Here is a 17,525-nt window from a genome sequence, read left to right on the forward strand (position 1 = left end):
GTAACTTTTGTAAGGAATGTAAGGGTATACTAATCCTGTTAACAGAGTGTTATTTTCCTCGCCATCGGTAAGGTCATACGCTTCCAGGCGGCTTGCCGCATGCGTTTCTCCATAACAATGGCGGTGAATGCCGTCTATACCTGGACACCTGTTATGAAACTGTTCAAAAGCCTCTACTTTCAGGTACTGGTTGCCATCGGCATCGGCGTCCTGTTAGGCCACTACTACCCTGAGTTAGGCGCGCAAATGAAGCCGCTTGGCGATGGCTTCGTTAAGCTGATCAAGATGATCATCGCCCCCGTGATTTTCTGTACGGTGGTGACCGGTATTGCCGGCATGGAGAGCATGAAAGCAGTTGGACGGACCGGCGCAGTAGCGCTGCTCTATTTCGAAATTGTCAGCACCATCGCGCTGATTATCGGTCTGGTGGTGGTCAACGTGATCCAGCCGGGCGCGGGAATGAACGTCGATCCGGCGACGCTGGATGCCAAAGCGGTTGCGGTCTACGCGCAGCAGGCTGAGCAGCAGGGCGTGATAGCCTTCCTGCTGGACGTGATCCCGAACAGCGTGGTCGGTGCCTTCGCCAGCGGTAACATCCTGCAGGTGCTGCTGTTCGCGATCCTGTTTGGCTTTGCGCTACATCGCCTCGGTAACGCCGGCACCGTGATGTTCAACGTCATCGAGAGCTTCTCGAAGGTGATTTTTGGCGTGATCAACATGATCATGCGTCTGGCGCCGATTGGTGCGTTCGGCGCCATGGCGTTCACCATCGGTAAATATGGTGTCGGATCGCTGGTGCAGCTCGGTCAGCTGATTATCTGCTTCTACATCACCTGCGTACTGTTCGTGGTGATTGTGCTGGGCATTATTGCCCGCTGGGCCGGCTTCAACATCTTTAAGTTTGTTGCCTACATCAAAGAAGAGCTGCTGATTGTACTGGGAACGTCTTCGTCCGAGTCGGCGCTGCCGCGCATGCTGGACAAGATGGAGAAGCTGGGCTGTAAGAAATCAGTGGTCGGGCTGGTGATTCCAACTGGTTACTCGTTCAACCTCGATGGCACGTCGATTTACCTGACCATGGCGGCGGTGTTTATCGCTCAGGCGACCAACGCCCACATGGATGTCTTCCACCAGATCACGCTGTTAGTGGTGCTGCTGCTCTCCTCCAAAGGCGCGGCAGGGGTGACCGGCAGTGGCTTTATCGTGCTGGCGGCTACGCTGTCGGCGGTGGGACATCTGCCGGTGGCCGGTCTGGCGCTGATTCTCGGGATTGACCGCTTCATGTCGGAAGCCCGTGCGCTCACCAACCTGGTGGGTAACGGTGTGGCGACTGTGGTGGTGGCGAAGTGGGTCGGCCAGCTGGATGAAGCGCAGATGAAAGCGACGCTTTCTTCAGCGAAAAAGGTCAATAACGCTTCACAGACCAGCGCGTAATCCTCTATTTGCGTTAATTTGTCGTGAAATGCCCGCTGTCGCTTGCCCTGACAGCGGGCATTTGCATAATAACCCCATTGATTTTTTTCCCGATTTTTTTCCTCGTCGCGCGACATCCTGACCTTCCTGTGGTCAAAGAGTCTGTCGTTGTATAAACGTGGCGGCAGCCTGCCGCCGTGGTTCGCTGAAAAGCGGCCGCCTATGGCGCGCACGAGCGTTTATCTGTTTGAGTAGGGGTTCACATGCAGGGCACCAGAATTCGGCTTTTGGTTGGCGGATGGCTGCTTGCGGCATCTGGCTTCGGCGTCCACGCCGAAACACTTCAGCCTGATCCCGCCTGGCAGGAAGGCAAACTGGACAATGGTTTCAGCTGGCAGCTGCTGACCACACCACAACGTCCGAGCGATCGCATCGAGCTGCGCCTGATAGTTAATACCGGTTCGCTGGTGGAAAGCGCCCAGCAAACCGGGTTCAGCCATCTTTTACCGCGTATGGCGATGGTGCATAACACCGCGCTGGATACCAATCAGCAGCGCGCACTGTGGCAACAGGCGATGGATCCGCAGCGACCGCTGCCGCCGGCCATCTCATCTTATGATTTCACCCAATACAATCTTAGCCTGCCGAACAACCGGCCGGAGCTGCTGAAAGAGGCGCTCAGCTGGCTGGCGGCCACCGCCGGTAAAATGACCATCAATGAGCAGGTGGTGTCGACCGCGCTGACCGCCACCGATCCCATCGCGACCTGGCCGCCCAATACGCAGGATGTATGGTGGCGCTATCGCCTGAAAGGGTCGACCATGCTGGCGCATGATCCGGGCGAACAGCCGCGTGCGCCGGTGGATATCGCGCAGCTTAATGCCTTTTACCAGCAGTGGTACACGCCGGACGGCATGACGCTGTATGTGGTGGGCAACGTGGATAGCCGCAGCATGGCGGAGCAGATCAACAAAGCGTTCTCGCCACTGCAAGGCAAACGGGTGGCGCCCGCGGCGCTGCCCACGCTGTCGCCGCTGCCGCATCAGCCAATCAACCTGGTTAACGGCGGCATGATGCAGGATCGCCTGTCGCTGGTGTGGGATACGCCATGGCAGCCGATCCGCGACTCGCAGAATCTGCAGCGCTACTGGCAGAGCGATCTGGCGCGCGAAGCGCTGTTCTGGCACGTCCAGCGCGCGCTGGCCGACAGCAAAGCGCAAAACGTGCAGGTTGGCTTCGACTGTCGCGTGCTGTATCAGCGTGCGCAGTGCGCCATTAACATGGATTCGCCTAACGCGTCGCTGGCGCAGAACCTGAACCAGGTGGCGCGTGAGCTGGCCACCGTACGTGACAAAGGTCTGCCGCAGGAGGAGTTTGATGCGCTGATGGCGCAAAAGCTGCTGGAACTGAACAAACTGTTTGCCACCTACGCGCGCACCGACACCGATATTCTGATGGGGCAACGTTTGCGCTCGCAGCAGAATTCCGTGGTGGATATCGCGCCGGAGCAGTATCAGAAACTGCGTCAGGCGTTTCTCAGTGAGTTAACGCGCGACCAGCTCAACCAGGAGTTGCGCCAGCAGTTAACGCAGGAGCTGACCATGGTGCTGATTCAACCGCAGGGTGAGCCCGAAACCAACGTCAGGATGCTGCAGGACAGCTGGGACAAGGTAATGAAGGTTCCGGATGCGCCCGCCGCCGCCGCTACCCCGGATGAGGCTAAACCCGAAAATAATGGCAGCGCGAGCGCGACCGATCCGGCTCAACCCTCCTCATGACACAGGGCGCATGAATCCCCGCAATAAGGTGCGCTACAGCAAGGCGGCACGGATGTTCATCCTCAGAAGCTTACGTAAGCGACCGGGATGAACGCGCGCCGCCAGCGCCGCTGCGGTTCAACGTAGCAGGGGCATCAGGTCTTTGCGCGCAGCCATTCGGTCACCAGCATCGGCCAGCTGGCCAGCGGCAGATCCGCCACGCCACGAATCCCAAAGCCGTGGCCGCCTTTCTGATAAAAATGAATTTCCGCCGGCACCTTGTGCTCCCGCAGGGCACTAAAAAACACCATGCTGTTATTAACGGAAACCGTCTCATCGTCAGCAGCGTGGATCAGCAGCGTCGGCGGCGTCTGGCCGTGCACGCGCGTCTCCAGCGAATAAGCATCAATGCTTTTTTGATCCGGCCATGCGCCCAGCAGGCGGGTGCGTGAACTTTCATGCGCCAGACCGTCGCGCATGCTGATGACCGGATAGAGCAGCACCATCGCATCAGGCCGCGGTGACAGGCTGTCGGCCTGATCCTGCAGTGGATAGATTTTTTCGCCAAAGCGGGTGCCGAGACTGGCGGCCACGTGCCCGCCGGCGGAAAAGCCCATCATCACGATGTACTTTCCGTTCAGGCCGCGCTGTGAGCGCTCGCGCAGCACGCGCACCGCACGCTGGGCATCGGCCAGCGGCGCATCCGGCCCTTCATGATGGCCGTCGTACGGCAGGCGATAGGTCATTACCGCCAGCGTGTAGCCCATCGAGGTAAAAAAGGTGGCGAGGGCGCTGCCTTCGCGGTCGATCAGTACGCGCTGATAACCGCCGCCCGGTGCCACCAGCAGGGTGATACCGTTTGAGGTTTCCGGGTGCCAGATCGCCATCTCCGGGCAGCGCACGCCGGTGGCGGCGCGGTCGTAAGGTTCGAACTCTTTGGCCAAATCGACGATCTGCGGCTGAGCGCGCGAGTCACTCGCGCCTGGCGCGTCGCCGTGCGGCCAGATATTGATAATTTCTGTGTGCATAAATCTGTCCTGAGCGAGTCATGTTGTCGTTATTGTGTTCGCGGTCGACCTGACAGCTTCCTGCTGTGGTTGATTAAAACATGGTCTTTTTTCGCGCGATCGTCCAGCCGAAAACCGCTGGCGTCGCCAGTTTCGGACTATGCCTGGCGGTCGGGTTTATCGTCGTAATGCATTGAATTTAAATCAGTCTGATTAGCGGCATTTAAGTGGTGAGCGTCAGGCAGAGAGGAGGCTGGATGGCATGCGTCATTAGTAAAAATTGCCCGGCGAATCTGCGTCATTAAGCCAAATTTTCGCGGTGATATTTTTCAGCGTAATAATCAATTTGCCGTCAGGGCAGAGGGAAAATTGTCGCGACGCGCAGCAGGCAGCGCGGCGCGACAATCGTGTGCGGTGTTAAACGGTTTTTGGCATCGCGCTGGGCGGAATAATCGCGCCGCGATGCTGGATCACCGTACTGGCGGTGAGATGGCCGCGCGCTGCGGCCTGCTCCACGCTGCCACCCGCGAGGCGCACCGCCAGATAACCGGCGCTGAAGGAGTCACCTGCGGCGGTGGTATCGACAATCTGCGCCGGAGCCAGTTTGATGGCCGCAACATCCCGCAGCGGATCGTCGCCGCGCGCCACCAGGCAGGAGTCGGCACCACGTTTAATCACAATCTCCTGCACGCCGGCGGTGCGCGTGCGCGCAATCACGTCCGCCAGCGGCTGTTCGCCCCACAGCAGGTGTTCATCATCCAGCGTCAGGAAGGCGATATCGGTGTGGCGTAGCATCGCCGCATACGCCTGCTGCGCACTGGCGCTATCCGCCCACAGACGCGGCCGGTAGTTGTTGTCAAAAATCACGGTGCCACCGTTTTGCCGGCAGGCACTGAGCAGCGCCATCAGCTTTTCGCGGCTGGCCTGAGGCAGGATCGCCAGGCTGATGCCGCTCAGGTAGAGATAGTCGTAATGCGCCAGCTGCTGACAGATGGCCCCGGCCTGCGGGCTATCCAGCCAGAAGCGCGCGGCAGCATCGCTGCGCCAGTACCAAAAGGTGCGCTCGCCGTGGGCATCGGTTTCGATGAAGTAAAGCCCGGGCATTTTGTCCGGCAGGCGCTGCACCAGTTGCGTGTGCACCTGCTCCTGCTGCCAGGCCGCGATCATCTGGTCGCTGAAGCTGTCGGTGCCAAGCGCGGTGACATACTCCACACGCAGCTGGCTGGAATCGCTCTGCCGTGCCAGATAGACCGCGGTATTCAGCGTATCGCCGCCAAAGCCGCGTTTGATGTTCTCACCTTTTTCGGACAGCTCAATCATGCATTCGCCAATAATGGCGATGGTTTTCTGCGTCATGGTGTTTGGCCTGTAGTGAATGCTGCGCTCTAGTCTCGCGTCTGGTATGGCAGTCGTCAATGCTTTTTAAAACGCTGTTTTAATTTGCCTTAAGGCGTAAAACCGCGCTTCTGCACCGATTTAGCGGCCAAACCGGGGGTTGTTTTGCCGATTAAGCCGCAGACACGCTGCTAGACTCAACAGCTCGTGTGGCTGCGCAGACCAATAAAGTTATCCAGGGGAGAGCCGATACTTGCCACTGAGATGCTATTTGCAGGCACTCAATACCAACCAGGAAAACACCATGGTGATGAAGAATTTGAGTCATCGGCTGCCTTTTTCTCCCGAACTTGAGCAACAACAAGAAACCCGTCTCTACTGGCAGCAGTGCCAACGGTGCTACACTTTCCAGCCGATTTACCAGGTTTCTGGCCGCTTACTGGCTATTGAACTGCTTACCGCCGTGGTGCATCCCGCCGCACCTGAGCAAAACGTGTCACCCGAAGACTATTTCGAGGCGCTGACCATTGCCCAGCGTCTCGACATCGTCCAGGAGCAGCTTGAACTGTTATTACAGTGGGCTTCCTTCTTCAGCCAGCGTCAACTGGTGGCCTCCGTCAATATTGATGGTCCCACGTTACTGGCCATTCAGCAGCATGCGCCCGTGCGCGCGCTGATCGTCCAGCTGCCGTGGGTGCGCTTCGAACTGACTGAGCACCACGCGCTGCCGCAGGAAGAGATGGTGGCGCAGATGCCGGAGCTGGGCCCGCTGTGGCTGGATGACTTTGGGTCCGGTATGGCCAACTTCTCCGCGCTGACCGAACTGCGCTACGACTACATCAAGCTTTCGCGCGAGCTGTTTATGCTGCTGCGCGCCAGTGATGAGGGCCGCTCGCTGTTCTCCATGCTGCTGGCGCTGATTAACCGTTACTGTAACGGCGTGATCGTCGAAGGGGTGGAAAACGAGGAGGAGTGGCAGCAGGTGCGCAACTCGCCCGCCATGGCCGCACAGGGCTATTATTTTTCCCGTCCGCTGCCGTTTAACCAGCTGGAAAACCTGGTACTTGAGCTTCCGTAATTCCGTTCTGCCGCGTCTCGACTATCTTTAAGGAGACGTGGAAGGGCAAGGAGGAGGCAAAATGTCGCGTACAGGAAAAATAATTAGCTGGGTGGTCGGGATTTTATTGTTGCTGGTTGTGGTGGTCGTGGTGATTATCGCCACCTTTGACTGGAACCGCCTGAAGCCAACCATCAACCAGAAAGTCTCGGCAGAACTGAACCGACCGTTCGCTATTCGCGGCGATCTTGGCGTGGCCTGGGTGCGCAATCGCGAAGAGCCAGGCTGGCGCAGCTGGGTGCCGTGGCCGCAGGTGCACGCTGACGATGTCATGCTCGGTAATCCGCCCAGCGTGCCGGAAGTGACAATGGTGCATTTGCAGCGGGTGGAAGCCACGCTGGCGCCGCTGGCGCTGCTGCACAAAGAGATTTACCTGCCGTGGATTAAGATGCAGCAGCCGGATGCGCGACTGGTGCAGACCGCCGATAAGAAAAATAACTGGACCTTCAACCTCGCCAGCAGCGAAAACAGCGACCCCAACGCGCCGCCTTCGGCATGGTCATTCCGCCTTGATAATATCCTGTTCGATCAGGGACAGCTGCGCTATCGCGACGCCATCAACAAAGCCGATGTCACGGTGAAGATCAATCCGCTGGGCAAACCGGTGCCGTACGCGCAGGTCGCGGGCGGTAACGACCAGCAAAAAGGGGCCGGCGATTTTGTGTTTGGCTGGCAGGCAAGCGGGACCTACAACAACCAGAAACTCGATGGTGACGGTAAGATTGGCGGTATGTTGTCGCTGCGCAGCAAAACCACGCCGTTCCCGTTGCAGCTCGACGTACGCAATGGCACCACACGTGTGCGCGTGGATGGCACCCTGCAGGATCCGCTCAATCTCGGCGGGCTGGATGTGCGGCTGCGCTTCTCCGGTGACACGCTGGCAAATCTGTACGGCTTAACCGGCGTGCTGCTGCCGGACACGCCACCGTATGAAACTGACGGCCACTTGATTGCGCGTTTCAATGAAGAGAAAGGGCCGCTGTTCCGCTACGAAAAATTCAACGGTCATATTGGTGACAGCGATATCCACGGTTCGCTCAGCTACCGTCAGGGTAAACCGCGTCCGACGCTGAGCGGCGAGCTGACGTCGAACCAGCTGCGTATGGCGGACCTTGGGCCGCTGATTGGGGTTAACTCCGGCAAGGGCAGTGAAAAAACGGCGCAGGCCAAAGCGCAGCACGGTGAGGCCAGCACCCAGCCGGCGGATCGCGTGTTGCCACATGACAAGTTCGATACCAAAAACTGGGATGTGATGGACGCTGACGTGAAGTTCAGCGGCAAGCGTATCGAGCACAGCAGCAAGCTGCCGCTCAGCGATCTCTATACCCATCTGCAGCTGAAAAATGGCGACCTGCTGCTGGATCCGCTGCGCTTCGGCATGGCCGGCGGCAGCATTAATTCGACCATCCATCTGGAGGGCGATCGTTCACCGATGCGCGGCCGCGCCGACCTGCATGCGCGCAAGCTGCAACTGCGTCAGCTGTTCCCGGATGTCACCGCCATGCAGCGTAGTCTCGGCCAGCTCAACGGGGATGCCAGCCTGACCGGCACCGGCAATTCGGTGGCCGACCTGCTGGGCACCAGCAATGGCGAGCTGAAACTGTTGATGAACGATGGCCTGATCAGCCGCAGCCTGATGGAGATTGCCGGGCTGAACGTTGGTAACTATGTGGTGGGTAAACTGTTTGGCGACGATGAGGTGCGCATCAACTGTGCCGCGACCGATCTGAATATCCGTCAGGGACTGGCGACGCCGCGGCTGTTCGTGTTCGATACCGAGAACGCGGTGATTAACGTTACCGGCAACGCTAACTTTGCTAATGAGCGACTGGATCTGTCGATCAACCCGGAGAGCAAGGGCATTCGTATCATTACGCTGCGTTCGCCGCTGTATGTGCGCGGCACCTTCAAAAATCCGGATGCCGGAGTCAAAGCCGGTCCGCTGCTGGCGCGCGGTGCCGCAGCCGTCGCGCTGGGGGCGGTGGTCGCGCCTGCGGCCGCACTGCTGGCGCTGATTTCGCCGAGCGACACCGATGACAATCAGTGCAGCAACGTGCTCCAGCAGATGAAAAGCAAAAAGTGATCAGTTACGCCACAGCACTTTGATGATGTGGTAGCCAAAAGCGGTTTTCACCGGTCCGTAAGGTTGCAGCAGCGGGCAGGTGAACACCGCTTTATCAAACGCCGTCACCATCTGCCCTTTGCGAAACTCCCCCAGATCGCCCCCGTTACGCCCGGACGGGCAGGTCGAGTGTTTTTTTGCCAGTTGCTGAAAGTTCGCGCCTTTTTCCAGCTGCGCCAGCAGCGCTTTCGCCTGCGCTTCCTGTTTCACCAGGATATGTAAAGCCGCCGCGGTTTTCGCCATGATGGTGTTCCGTTATGTATGTATAATATTCGACGCATTATAGCGTAGTGCGCGTCACTTGTAGGGTCGCCATTGATGGCGACCTTTGCGCTCAGGTGCGCATCAATGCGCACCCTACGGCGCGATGTAAATCTTCCTGTCTGATTAAATTGAGTGATGTTTTTCTATGCGTCTTAATCCCGGCCAACAACGTGCTGTCGAATTTGTCACCGGTCCCTGTCTGGTGCTGGCCGGTGCGGGTTCCGGTAAAACCCGCGTGATCACCAATAAAATCGCCCATCTGATCCGTGAATGCGGCTATCAGGCGCGCCATATCGCGGCAGTGACCTTCACCAACAAGGCGTCGCGCGAAATGAAAGAACGCGTGGCGCAAACGCTGGGACGCAAAGAGGCGCGCGGCCTGATGATCTCAACCTTCCACACCCTGGGCCTGGAGATCATCAAGCGCGAATACAAGGCGCTCGGCATGAAATCGACCTTCTCGCTGTTCGACGATCAGGATCAGCTGGCGCTGCTTAAGGACCTGACCAAACAGTGGCTGGAAGAAGATAAAACCCTGCTGCAGCAGCTGATTTCCACCATTTCCAACTGGAAAAACGACCTGGTCGATCCGCAGGGTGCGGCCGGTCTCGCCAAATCACAGCGCGACCAGATTTTTGCCCACTGCTACGCGCTGTACGATCAGCATCTGAAAGCCTGTAACGTGCTGGATTTCGACGATCTGATTCTGCTGCCGACCCTGCTGCTGCAGCGGAATCAGGAGGTGCGCGAACGCTGGCAACAGCGCATCCGCTATCTGCTGGTGGATGAGTATCAGGACACCAACACCAGCCAGTATGAGCTGGTGAAGTTGCTGGTCGGCGCCCGGGCGCGCTTTACCGTGGTCGGCGATGACGATCAGTCTATCTACTCGTGGCGCGGCGCGCGGCCGCAGAACCTGGTGCTGCTGAAAGAGGATTTCCCGGCGCTGGAAGTGGTGAAGCTGGAGCAGAACTATCGCTCGACGCAGCGTATTCTTAAATGCGCCAATATCCTCATCGCCAACAATCCGCACGTGTTTGAAAAGCGGCTGTTCTCTGAGCTGGGCGAGGGCAGCGAGCTGAAAGTGCTGAGTGCCAACAACGAAGATCACGAAGCCGAGCGCGTGGCGGGCGAGCTGATTGCCCATCACTTTATCAATAAAACCCAGTACAAAGATTACGCGATTCTTTATCGCGGTAACCATCAGTCGCGCGTGTTTGAAAAGCTGCTGATGCAGAACCGTATTCCTTATCGCATCTCCGGCGGCACGTCGTTTTTCTCGCGGCCGGAAATCAAGGACTTGCTGGCCTATCTGCGCGTGCTGACCAATCCGGAAGATGACAGCGCGTTTCTGCGCATCGTGAACACGCCACGCCGCGAGATCGGCCCCGCGACGCTGCAGAAGCTGGGTGAGTGGGCCAATCTGCGCAACAAAAGCCTGTTTAACGCCAGCTTTGATATGGGGCTGGAACAGACGCTTTCCGGGCGCGGGCTGGAGCATCTGCAGCGCTTTACCCACTGGCTGAATGACATCGTTCAGCTCACCGAGCGTGAACCAGTGAATGCGGTGCGCGACCTGATTCGCGGCATCGACTACGAAAGCTGGCTGTTCGAAACTTCCCCCAGCCCGAAAGCGGCGGAAATGCGCATGAAGAACGTCAATACGCTGTTTCAGTGGATGACCGAAATGCTGGAGGGCGACGAACTTAACGAGCCGATGACGCTGGCGCAGGTGGTGACGCGTTTTACCCTGCGCGACATGATGGAGCGCGGCGAGAGCGACGAAGAGCTCGATCAGGTCCAGCTGATGACGCTGCACGCCTCGAAAGGCCTGGAGTTCCCCTATGTCTATCTGGTGGGCATGGAAGAGGGGCTGCTGCCGCATCAGAGCAGTATCGATGAGAACAATATCGAAGAGGAGCGTCGCCTGGCCTACGTGGGCATCACCCGCGCGCAGAAAGAGCTGACTTTTACCCTGTGCCGCGAGCGCCGTCAGTACGGCGAGCTGGTACGTCCGGAACCAAGCCGCTTCCTGCTGGAACTGCCGCAGGATGATGTGGCGTGGGAGCGTGAGAAAAAGGTGATCAGCGCCGAAGAGCGGGTGAAAACCGGGCAAACGCGCGTCGCCGGCTTACGTGCGATGCTGGAGAATGCGAAGAAGGGGTAATGGTTTCGTCACAGCCGCAAGTCTGGCCTGTGGCGAAATCTGTTGCGCGCGCCGCAGAGGCAAAGCGCCCGGCAAAGCAAACTTCACTCGCGTAAAGGCGCAGTTGCCGGGCGTTTTTCAACGCAGCAGCAGGTTCGTTCAGGAAATCGTCAGCAGCCAGTGCACATACGACTGGTAATGACTCTCCTGCTCCAGCAGCTCGGCGCGCAGCGGATGCGCAGCCAGCCAGCCTGCCGGCAGCGTCAGATGCAGCGCATCATCATCCGCCTGCAGACGCACCGCCGGCAGCGTGTCGTCGCGCCGCCGGCTGGAGAAGATGATTGCCAGCCGCAGCAGACGGCTCAGCCGCTCTGCCATGCGCGGCGGCACGGCGTTTTGCTGCGTCAGCAGCGCCAGATCAATGCTGCCGCTCTGGTTTTGCAGCAGGCAGGCCAGCATTTTTTTCTGCGCGGGAGTGAAACCAGGAAGATCGAGATGGCGAATCAGATACGCGGCGTGCTGCGGTGCCTGGCGGAAATCGACGCTCAGGCCAATTTCGTGGATTGAACAGGCGCTGAGGAGTAAATCGCGACATCGCTGATCCAGCTTCCAGCTGCTGCTCACCTGACGGAAAAAGCTCTCTGCCAGCTGGCGCACGCGGCCCGCCTGCTCAACATCAATGGCGAAACGACGCTGAACGTTCTGCAGCGTGCGGCTGCGAATATCGCGGTCAATCGGCAGATGCAGCATGCCGTACACCAGCCCTTCGCGCAGTGCGCCGCCGGCCAGCGTCATGCTCTCAATGCTCAGCTCGTGGAAAATGGCGATCAGGATCGACAGGCCGCTGGGAAACACCAGCGCACGCTCCAGCGTCAGGCCTTCAATCTCCAGCTCCTCCAGCTTGCCGCACTGAATGGCACGCTGCTTGAGCTGCTGCAGTTTGCTCAGGGTGATGCGCTCATCCATGCCCTGCGCCACCATGATCTCCTGCAGTGCCTGGACGGTGCCGGACGCGCCCACGCAAATCTGCCAGCCTTTCTCTCGCAGTGCCGGCGCAATCGGACGGATCATTTCACGTGCGGCCTGTTCGGCCTGGGCAAAGTTCTCTTTGGCGAGATGACGATCGCTGAAGAAGCGCTCCAGCCAGGTCACACAGCCCATCGACAGGCTAAACAGCGTCGTGGCGTGCGCACCTTCGCCGGTCACCAGCTCGGTGCTGCCGCCGCCGATATCGACCACCAGCCGCTGGTCAGAGCCGCCGGTGGTGTGCGCAACACCCTGATAGATCAGGCGCGCTTCTTCCTCACCGCTGATGACGTTCACCGCGCAGCCGAGAATCTGTTCCGCCTGAGTCAGGAAATCCTGCGCGTTGCTGGCAATGCGCAGCGTGGCGGTTGCCACAACGCGGATTTGTTCCGGGGGAATGTCCTGCAACTGCTCGGAGAACAGACGCAGGCACTGCCAGCCGCGCTGCATCGCCTCAGCCGAGAGATGGTTGGCCGCATCAAGACCTGCCGCCAGACGCACCTTGCGTTTAATTCGCGCGACGGTCTGAATACTGCCGGACACTTCGCGCACCACCAACATATGAAAGCTGTTAGAACCTAAATCAATCGCAGCATAAAGTGACGATGCGCTTAGCATGTGTGCTTAACCCGAACGTTTACGGTTGTTGTTGCGCGGGGCACCGCCGCGACGGTTGCTGTTGTTGCCACCGCGACGTGGACCGTTGCCCGAGCGGTTACGCTGCAGGCGTTTCGGTGGCGGCAGGTCGCTCAGCAGGGCGTCGCTGTTGTACTTGCTCACCGGAATACCGTGACCGATGTACTCTTCAATCGCCGGCAGGTTAAGCGCGTACTCTTCACAGGCCAGGCTGATGGAGTGACCGCTGGCGCCAGCACGACCGGTACGGCCAATGCGGTGCACGTAATCTTCGCGATCGTCCGGCAGGTCGTAGTTGAAGACGTGCGTAACTGCCGGGATGTGCAGGCCGCGCGCGGCGACGTCGGTGGCAACGAGGATATCCACGTCACCTTTGGTGAAGTCGTCCAGAATGCGCAGGCGTTTTTTCTGCGCCACGTCGCCGGTCAGCAGGCCCACGCGGTGACCATCGGCAGCCAGGTGGCCCCAGATATCTTCACAGCGGTGCTTGGTGTTGGCGAAGACGATGGCGCGGTCCGGCCACTCTTCTTCCAGCAGGGTCTGCAGCAGACGCATCTTCTCTTCGTTCGAAGGGTAGAACAGCTCTTCTTTAATGCGGTGGCCGGTTTTCTGCTCGGGCTCAACTTCAACGTATTCGGCGTTGTTCATGTGCTCGAACGCCAGTTCACGTACGCGATAAGAAAGCGTGGCCGAGAACAGCATACTCAGGCGCTGGGTGGCCGGCGGCATGCGGCGGAACAGCCAGCGAATGTCTTTAATGAAGCCGAGATCGAACATGCGATCCGCTTCATCCAGTACCACGACCTGAATGGCGCCGAGGTTGATGTGATTTTGTTTGGCGTAGTCAATCAGGCGTCCGGTGGTGCCCACCAGAATATCGACGCCGTCTGCCAGCACTTTCAGCTGCTTGTCATAGCCGTCGCCGCCATAGGCCAGGCCCAGCTTCAGACCGGTGGCCTGCGCCAGCGGCTCGGCATCGGCATGAATCTGCACCGCAAGCTCACGCGTCGGTGCCATGATCAGCGCGCGTGGCTGATTAACCTGGCGGCCTTCAGCAGCAGGATGAGAAAGAAGATAATGAAACGTTGACGTCAGGAACGCCATCGTTTTGCCGGTACCGGTTTGCGCCTGACCCGCGACATCACGCCCTGAAAGCGCAAAAGGCAACGCGAGCGCCTGAATCGGCGTGCAGTTATGAAAGCCTTTCTTATCAAGGGCTTCCACTACCTGTGGGTGCAGGGCGAAGTCGGAAAACTTCTGTTCTGTTAAGTGTGTTTTGCTCATAGTGTGGTAGAATATCAGCTTACTATCGCTTTACGAAAGCGTATCCGATGAAATAAAGTCAACCTACGTTGGTATATTTTACGCCAATTCGCCAGGCATAATCTTTGGAGTTAAACATGAGCAGCGATAAAATCGTTCACCTGACCGATGACAGTTTCGACACTGACGTGCTGAAAGCCGACGGTGTGACGCTGGTAGATTTCTGGGCTGAATGGTGTGGTCCTTGCAAAATGATCGCCCCGATTCTCGACGAAGTCGCAGAAGAGTACGACGGTAAGCTTACCATCGCCAAGCTGAACATTGATGAAAACCCAGGTACTGCGCCAAAATACGGTATTCGCGGTATCCCGACCCTGCTGCTGTTCAAGAACGGCGAAGTGGCGGCGACCAAAGTGGGTGCGCTGTCTAAAGGTCAGCTGAAAGAGTTCCTGAACGCTAACCTGGCCTAAGCCCGGCGCGGTGTTTGTTCGGCAGTGGTGAATTTTTTCGCCACTGCTGGACGTCTCCCTTCAGGCGTGTTAAGTTGACCTCACTGCATTACGCACTTACCTTGTAGTTTGCATCTAAAGTTTTCCCTTGTCAGACCCAGCTCGCATTGAACGTTTTCGTGGTTTGGCAATCTGACGGCTAGCACATTCGGCATCACCTTTCGACCGTCTCCTCGCTTCCTATCGCCACATCTGACGATAACCGTCGAGCAGCGTTGAAAAAGAGCCATTAACAGGCATGGAATTTTTGCCATACCATTCACGACAAACATTTCGAGAATTACCCCGAGTTTAAGAACCCATCACTATGAATCTTACCGAATTAAAGAATACGCCGGTTTCTGAGCTGATTACTCTCGGCGAAAATATGGGGCTGGAAAACCTGGCGCGTATGCGCAAACAGGACATTATTTTCGCCATCCTGAAACAACACGCGAAGAGCGGCGAAGACATCTTCGGTGATGGTGTGCTGGAGATACTGCAGGATGGATTTGGTTTCCTCCGCTCCGGAGACAGCTCCTACCTCGCCGGTCCCGATGATATCTACGTTTCTCCCAGCCAAATCCGCCGCTTCAACCTCCGCACTGGTGACACCATTTCTGGCAAAATCCGCCCACCGAAAGAAGGTGAACGCTATTTTGCGCTGCTGAAAGTTAACGAAGTTAACTACGACAAGCCAGAAAACGCCCGTAGCAAGATTCTGTTTGAAAACCTGACGCCGCTGCACGCGAACAACCGTCTGCGCATGGAGCGTGGTAACGGTTCGACCGAAGACCTGACGGCGCGCGTGCTGGATCTGGCATCGCCAATCGGTCGTGGTCAGCGTGGTCTGATCGTCGCACCGCCGAAAGCCGGTAAAACCATGCTGCTGCAGAACATCGCGCAGAGCATCGCGTACAACTACCCTGACTGCGTGCTGATGGTGCTGCTGATTGACGAGCGTCCGGAAGAAGTGACCGAAATGCAGCGTCTGGTGAAAGGCGAAGTTATCGCATCTACCTTTGACGAACCGGCCTCGCGTCACGTGCAGGTTGCAGAGATGGTGATCGAGAAGGCTAAGCGCCTGGTCGAGCACAAAAAAGACGTTATCATCCTGCTGGACTCCATCACCCGTCTGGCGCGCGCCTACAACACCGTAGTGCCGGCGTCGGGTAAAGTCCTGACCGGTGGTGTTGACGCCAACGCCCTGCATCGTCCGAAGCGTTTCTTCGGTGCGGCACGTAACGTGGAAGAGGGCGGTAGCCTGACCATCATCGCCACCGCGCTGGTTGATACCGGTTCGAAGATGGACGAAGTGATTTACGAAGAGTTTAAAGGTACAGGTAACATGGAACTGCACCTGTCACGTAAAATCGCTGAGAAGCGCGTGTTCCCGGCTATCGATTACAACCGTTCCGGTACGCGTAAAGAAGAGCTGCTCACCTCTCAGGAAGAGCTGCAGAAGATGTGGATCCTGCGCAAAATCATCCATCCGATGGGTGAAATTGATGCGATGGAGTTCCTCATCAATAAACTGGCAATGACCAAAACCAACGACGAATTCTTCGATATGATGAAACGCTCGTAATCTGTTGCCGCCGGTAACGGCCTGAGCCAGCCGGCTAACGGCACAAATTGCCAGGATTTATGACTAACGCCACGTCTTAACGTGGCGTTTTTCATTTGTGGGCATTAGGATTATGCCTGTCAGGAAGCAGACATATTGACTGAGGCAGCAAAGCGGCGGTTTTTTCAGCAAACGCACGCGCTGCGACAGAATTCAGACCAGGGATATACAGCAATGGCGGGAAAATTGCTTATTGTTGTCCATGATTTTAGCTGAGAGCGTTAACGTGAATTTACTCACTATGAGTACTGAGCTTGGTTTAGTTTTTCTTTTTTCTTTAGCGTTCCTGTTTTTTGCTCGTAAAGCGGCTAAAAAAATTGGGCTTGTGGACACGCCGAATTCCAGAAAACGACACCATGGCGCCATTCCGTTAGTCGGCGGTATCTCCGTGTATGCGGGGATTTGCTTCGCCTTTGCCATCTCAAATTATTATCTGCCGCACGCCGTACTGTACCTCTTCTGCGCCGGGGTACTGGTGCTGGTCGGCGCGCTCGATGACCGCTTTGATATCAGCGTCAAAATCCGTGCCGTGGTTCAGGCGGCGATTGCCATCGTGATGATGGTCGGGGCAAAACTCTATTTACTGAGCCTGGGGTTTATCATTGGTCCGGTCGAGCTGATCGTCGGGCCTTTCGGCTATGTGCTGACGCTGTTCGCGGTATGGGCAGCGATCAATGCTTTCAATATGGTGGACGGTATTGATGGCCTGCTGGGTGGCTTATCCTGCGTCACCTTCGCCGCGATGGGCATCATCCTCTATTTTGACGGACAGACCAGCCTGGCGATGTGGTGCTTCGCGATGATCGCCGCCACCATTCCCTACATTCTGCTTAATCTCGGCTTTTTAGGCCGCCGTTATAAAGTGTTTATGGGTGATGCCGGCAGTACCATGATCGGCTTCACCATCATCTGGATTCTGCTGGAAACGACGCAGGGCCTCAGCCATCCCATCACGCCAGTCACCGCCTTGTGGCTGATTGCTATTCCGCTGATGGACATGGTGGCGATCATGTATCGTCGCCTGCGCAAGGGCATGAGCCCGTTCTCGGCCGATCGTCAGCATATCCATCACCTGATCATGCGGGCCGGTTTTACCTCCCGGCAGGCATTTTTATTGATTACCGTGGCCGCCGCGCTGCTGGCCGGGATCGGCGTGCTGGGCGAATATCTGGCATTTATTCCCGAGTGGGTCATGCTGGCGCTGTTCCTCGCTGCTTTCCTCCTTTACGGTTATTGCCTGAAACATGCATGGCGCGTCGCGCGCAAAATCCGTCGTATCAAACGTCGCTGGCAAAGCAGCGGCGAAGAGAAAAAATAATTACCC

Annotated in this window: 13 protein-coding genes; 8 read left to right on the forward strand and 5 right to left on the reverse strand. The window is 57.6% G+C overall.

Annotated features, from left to right (window positions below):
- Positions 1 to 153: 153 nt before the first annotated feature.
- Complete coding sequence (locus tag OXR61_RS16710; RefSeq protein ID WP_031279619.1) at positions 154 to 1,434, forward strand: dicarboxylate/amino acid:cation symporter; 1,281 nt, start codon at positions 154 to 156, stop codon at positions 1,432 to 1,434.
- 242 nt (positions 1,435 to 1,676) lie between these two features.
- On the forward strand, positions 1,677 to 3,191 hold the full coding sequence (locus OXR61_RS16715; protein WP_031279618.1) for a pitrilysin family protein: 1,515 nt from the start codon (positions 1,677 to 1,679) through the stop codon (positions 3,189 to 3,191).
- 134 nt (positions 3,192 to 3,325) lie between these two features.
- Here the strand turns inward: OXR61_RS16715 and OXR61_RS16720 are convergent, their stop codons facing one another.
- Both OXR61_RS16720 and OXR61_RS16725 read right to left on the reverse strand, forming a co-directional pair.
- On the reverse strand, positions 3,326 to 4,198 hold the full coding sequence (locus OXR61_RS16720; RefSeq protein WP_021506999.1) for an alpha/beta hydrolase: 873 nt from the start codon (positions 4,196 to 4,198) through the stop codon (positions 3,326 to 3,328).
- 396 nt (positions 4,199 to 4,594) lie between these two features.
- A complete protein-coding gene (locus OXR61_RS16725; protein WP_021506998.1) occupies positions 4,595 to 5,533 on the reverse strand; it encodes a sugar kinase in 939 nt (312 codons plus the stop codon).
- Between the two features lie 283 nt (positions 5,534 to 5,816).
- Here OXR61_RS16725 and pdeH point away from each other — a divergent pair, with 283 nt between their 5' ends.
- Both pdeH and OXR61_RS16735 read left to right on the forward strand, forming a co-directional pair.
- Entirely contained in the window at positions 5,817 to 6,590 is a 774-nt protein-coding gene (gene pdeH, locus OXR61_RS16730; RefSeq protein ID WP_021506997.1) for a cyclic-guanylate-specific phosphodiesterase, read from the forward strand.
- A 61-nt stretch (positions 6,591 to 6,651) separates the two neighbouring features.
- On the forward strand, positions 6,652 to 8,712 hold the full coding sequence (locus OXR61_RS16735) for an AsmA family protein (RefSeq protein WP_031279617.1): 2,061 nt from the start codon (positions 6,652 to 6,654) through the stop codon (positions 8,710 to 8,712).
- On the opposite strand, the gene ppiC is transcribed toward OXR61_RS16735, so the two are convergent.
- On the reverse strand, positions 8,713 to 8,994 hold the full coding sequence (gene ppiC, locus OXR61_RS16740) for a peptidylprolyl isomerase PpiC (protein WP_021506995.1): 282 nt from the start codon (positions 8,992 to 8,994) through the stop codon (positions 8,713 to 8,715). It abuts the gene before it with no gap.
- Positions 8,995 to 9,160: 166 nt separating this feature from the next.
- Here ppiC and rep point away from each other — a divergent pair, with 166 nt between their 5' ends.
- The gene (rep, locus tag OXR61_RS16745) at positions 9,161 to 11,182 is read left to right on the forward strand and encodes a DNA helicase Rep (RefSeq protein WP_021506994.1); all 2,022 of its coding nucleotides are present in this window, start codon (positions 9,161 to 9,163) and stop codon (positions 11,180 to 11,182) included.
- A 138-nt stretch (positions 11,183 to 11,320) separates the two neighbouring features.
- Here the strand turns inward: rep and ppx are convergent, their stop codons facing one another.
- Entirely contained in the window at positions 11,321 to 12,805 is a 1,485-nt protein-coding gene (gene ppx, locus OXR61_RS16750) for an exopolyphosphatase (RefSeq protein WP_031279616.1), read from the reverse strand.
- A 6-nt stretch (positions 12,806 to 12,811) separates the two neighbouring features.
- A complete protein-coding gene (gene rhlB / locus OXR61_RS16755) occupies positions 12,812 to 14,107 on the reverse strand; it encodes an ATP-dependent RNA helicase RhlB (RefSeq protein WP_031279615.1) in 1,296 nt (431 codons plus the stop codon).
- A gap of 116 nt (positions 14,108 to 14,223) precedes the next feature.
- On the opposite strand from rhlB, the gene trxA reads away from it, so the two are divergent.
- From trxA to wecA, 3 genes are all read left to right on the forward strand, one after another.
- Positions 14,224 to 14,556, forward strand: coding sequence for a thioredoxin TrxA (gene trxA, locus OXR61_RS16760; protein ID WP_021313352.1), 333 nt, complete (start codon positions 14,224 to 14,226; stop codon positions 14,554 to 14,556).
- Between the two features lie 346 nt (positions 14,557 to 14,902).
- Positions 14,903 to 16,162: a transcription termination factor Rho gene (gene rho / locus OXR61_RS16765; RefSeq protein ID WP_021506991.1), complete on the forward strand. Its 1,260-nt coding sequence runs from the start codon at positions 14,903 to 14,905 to the stop codon at positions 16,160 to 16,162.
- 280 nt (positions 16,163 to 16,442) lie between these two features.
- Entirely contained in the window at positions 16,443 to 17,519 is a 1,077-nt protein-coding gene (gene wecA / locus OXR61_RS16770) for a UDP-N-acetylglucosamine--undecaprenyl-phosphate N-acetylglucosaminephosphotransferase (RefSeq protein WP_021506990.1), read from the forward strand.
- Positions 17,520 to 17,525: the final 6 nt, after the last annotated feature.

The sequence above is a fragment of the Pantoea sp. GM_Pan_4 genome (assembly GCF_026541005.1).
Taxonomy (GTDB): domain Bacteria; phylum Pseudomonadota; class Gammaproteobacteria; order Enterobacterales; family Enterobacteriaceae; genus Pantoea; species Pantoea dispersa.

Bases quoted from the DNA above. Each gene is read 5' to 3' on its own strand.
- OXR61_RS16720 (WP_021506999.1), bottom strand. From the start codon at position 4,198: ATGCACACAGAAATTATCAATATCTGGCCGCACGGCGACGCGCCAGGC.
- ppiC (WP_021506995.1), bottom strand. From the start codon at position 8,994: ATGGCGAAAACCGCGGCGGCTTTACATATCCTGGTGAAACAGGAAGCG.
- ppx (WP_031279616.1), bottom strand. From the start codon at position 12,805: ATGCTAAGCGCATCGTCACTTTATGCTGCGATTGATTTAGGTTCTAAC.
- OXR61_RS16735 (WP_031279617.1), top strand. From the start codon at position 6,652: ATGTCGCGTACAGGAAAAATAATTAGCTGGGTGGTCGGGATTTTATTG.
- wecA (WP_021506990.1), top strand. From the start codon at position 16,443: ATGAGTACTGAGCTTGGTTTAGTTTTTCTTTTTTCTTTAGCGTTCCTG.
- pdeH (WP_021506997.1), top strand. From the start codon at position 5,817: ATGGTGATGAAGAATTTGAGTCATCGGCTGCCTTTTTCTCCCGAACTT.
- rep (WP_021506994.1), top strand. From the start codon at position 9,161: ATGCGTCTTAATCCCGGCCAACAACGTGCTGTCGAATTTGTCACCGGT.
- OXR61_RS16715 (WP_031279618.1), top strand. From the start codon at position 1,677: ATGCAGGGCACCAGAATTCGGCTTTTGGTTGGCGGATGGCTGCTTGCG.
- rho (WP_021506991.1), top strand. From the start codon at position 14,903: ATGAATCTTACCGAATTAAAGAATACGCCGGTTTCTGAGCTGATTACT.
- trxA (WP_021313352.1), top strand. From the start codon at position 14,224: ATGAGCAGCGATAAAATCGTTCACCTGACCGATGACAGTTTCGACACT.
- OXR61_RS16710 (WP_031279619.1), top strand. From the start codon at position 154: ATGAAACTGTTCAAAAGCCTCTACTTTCAGGTACTGGTTGCCATCGGC.
- OXR61_RS16725 (WP_021506998.1), bottom strand. From the start codon at position 5,533: ATGACGCAGAAAACCATCGCCATTATTGGCGAATGCATGATTGAGCTG.
- rhlB (WP_031279615.1), bottom strand. From the start codon at position 14,107: ATGAGCAAAACACACTTAACAGAACAGAAGTTTTCCGACTTCGCCCTG.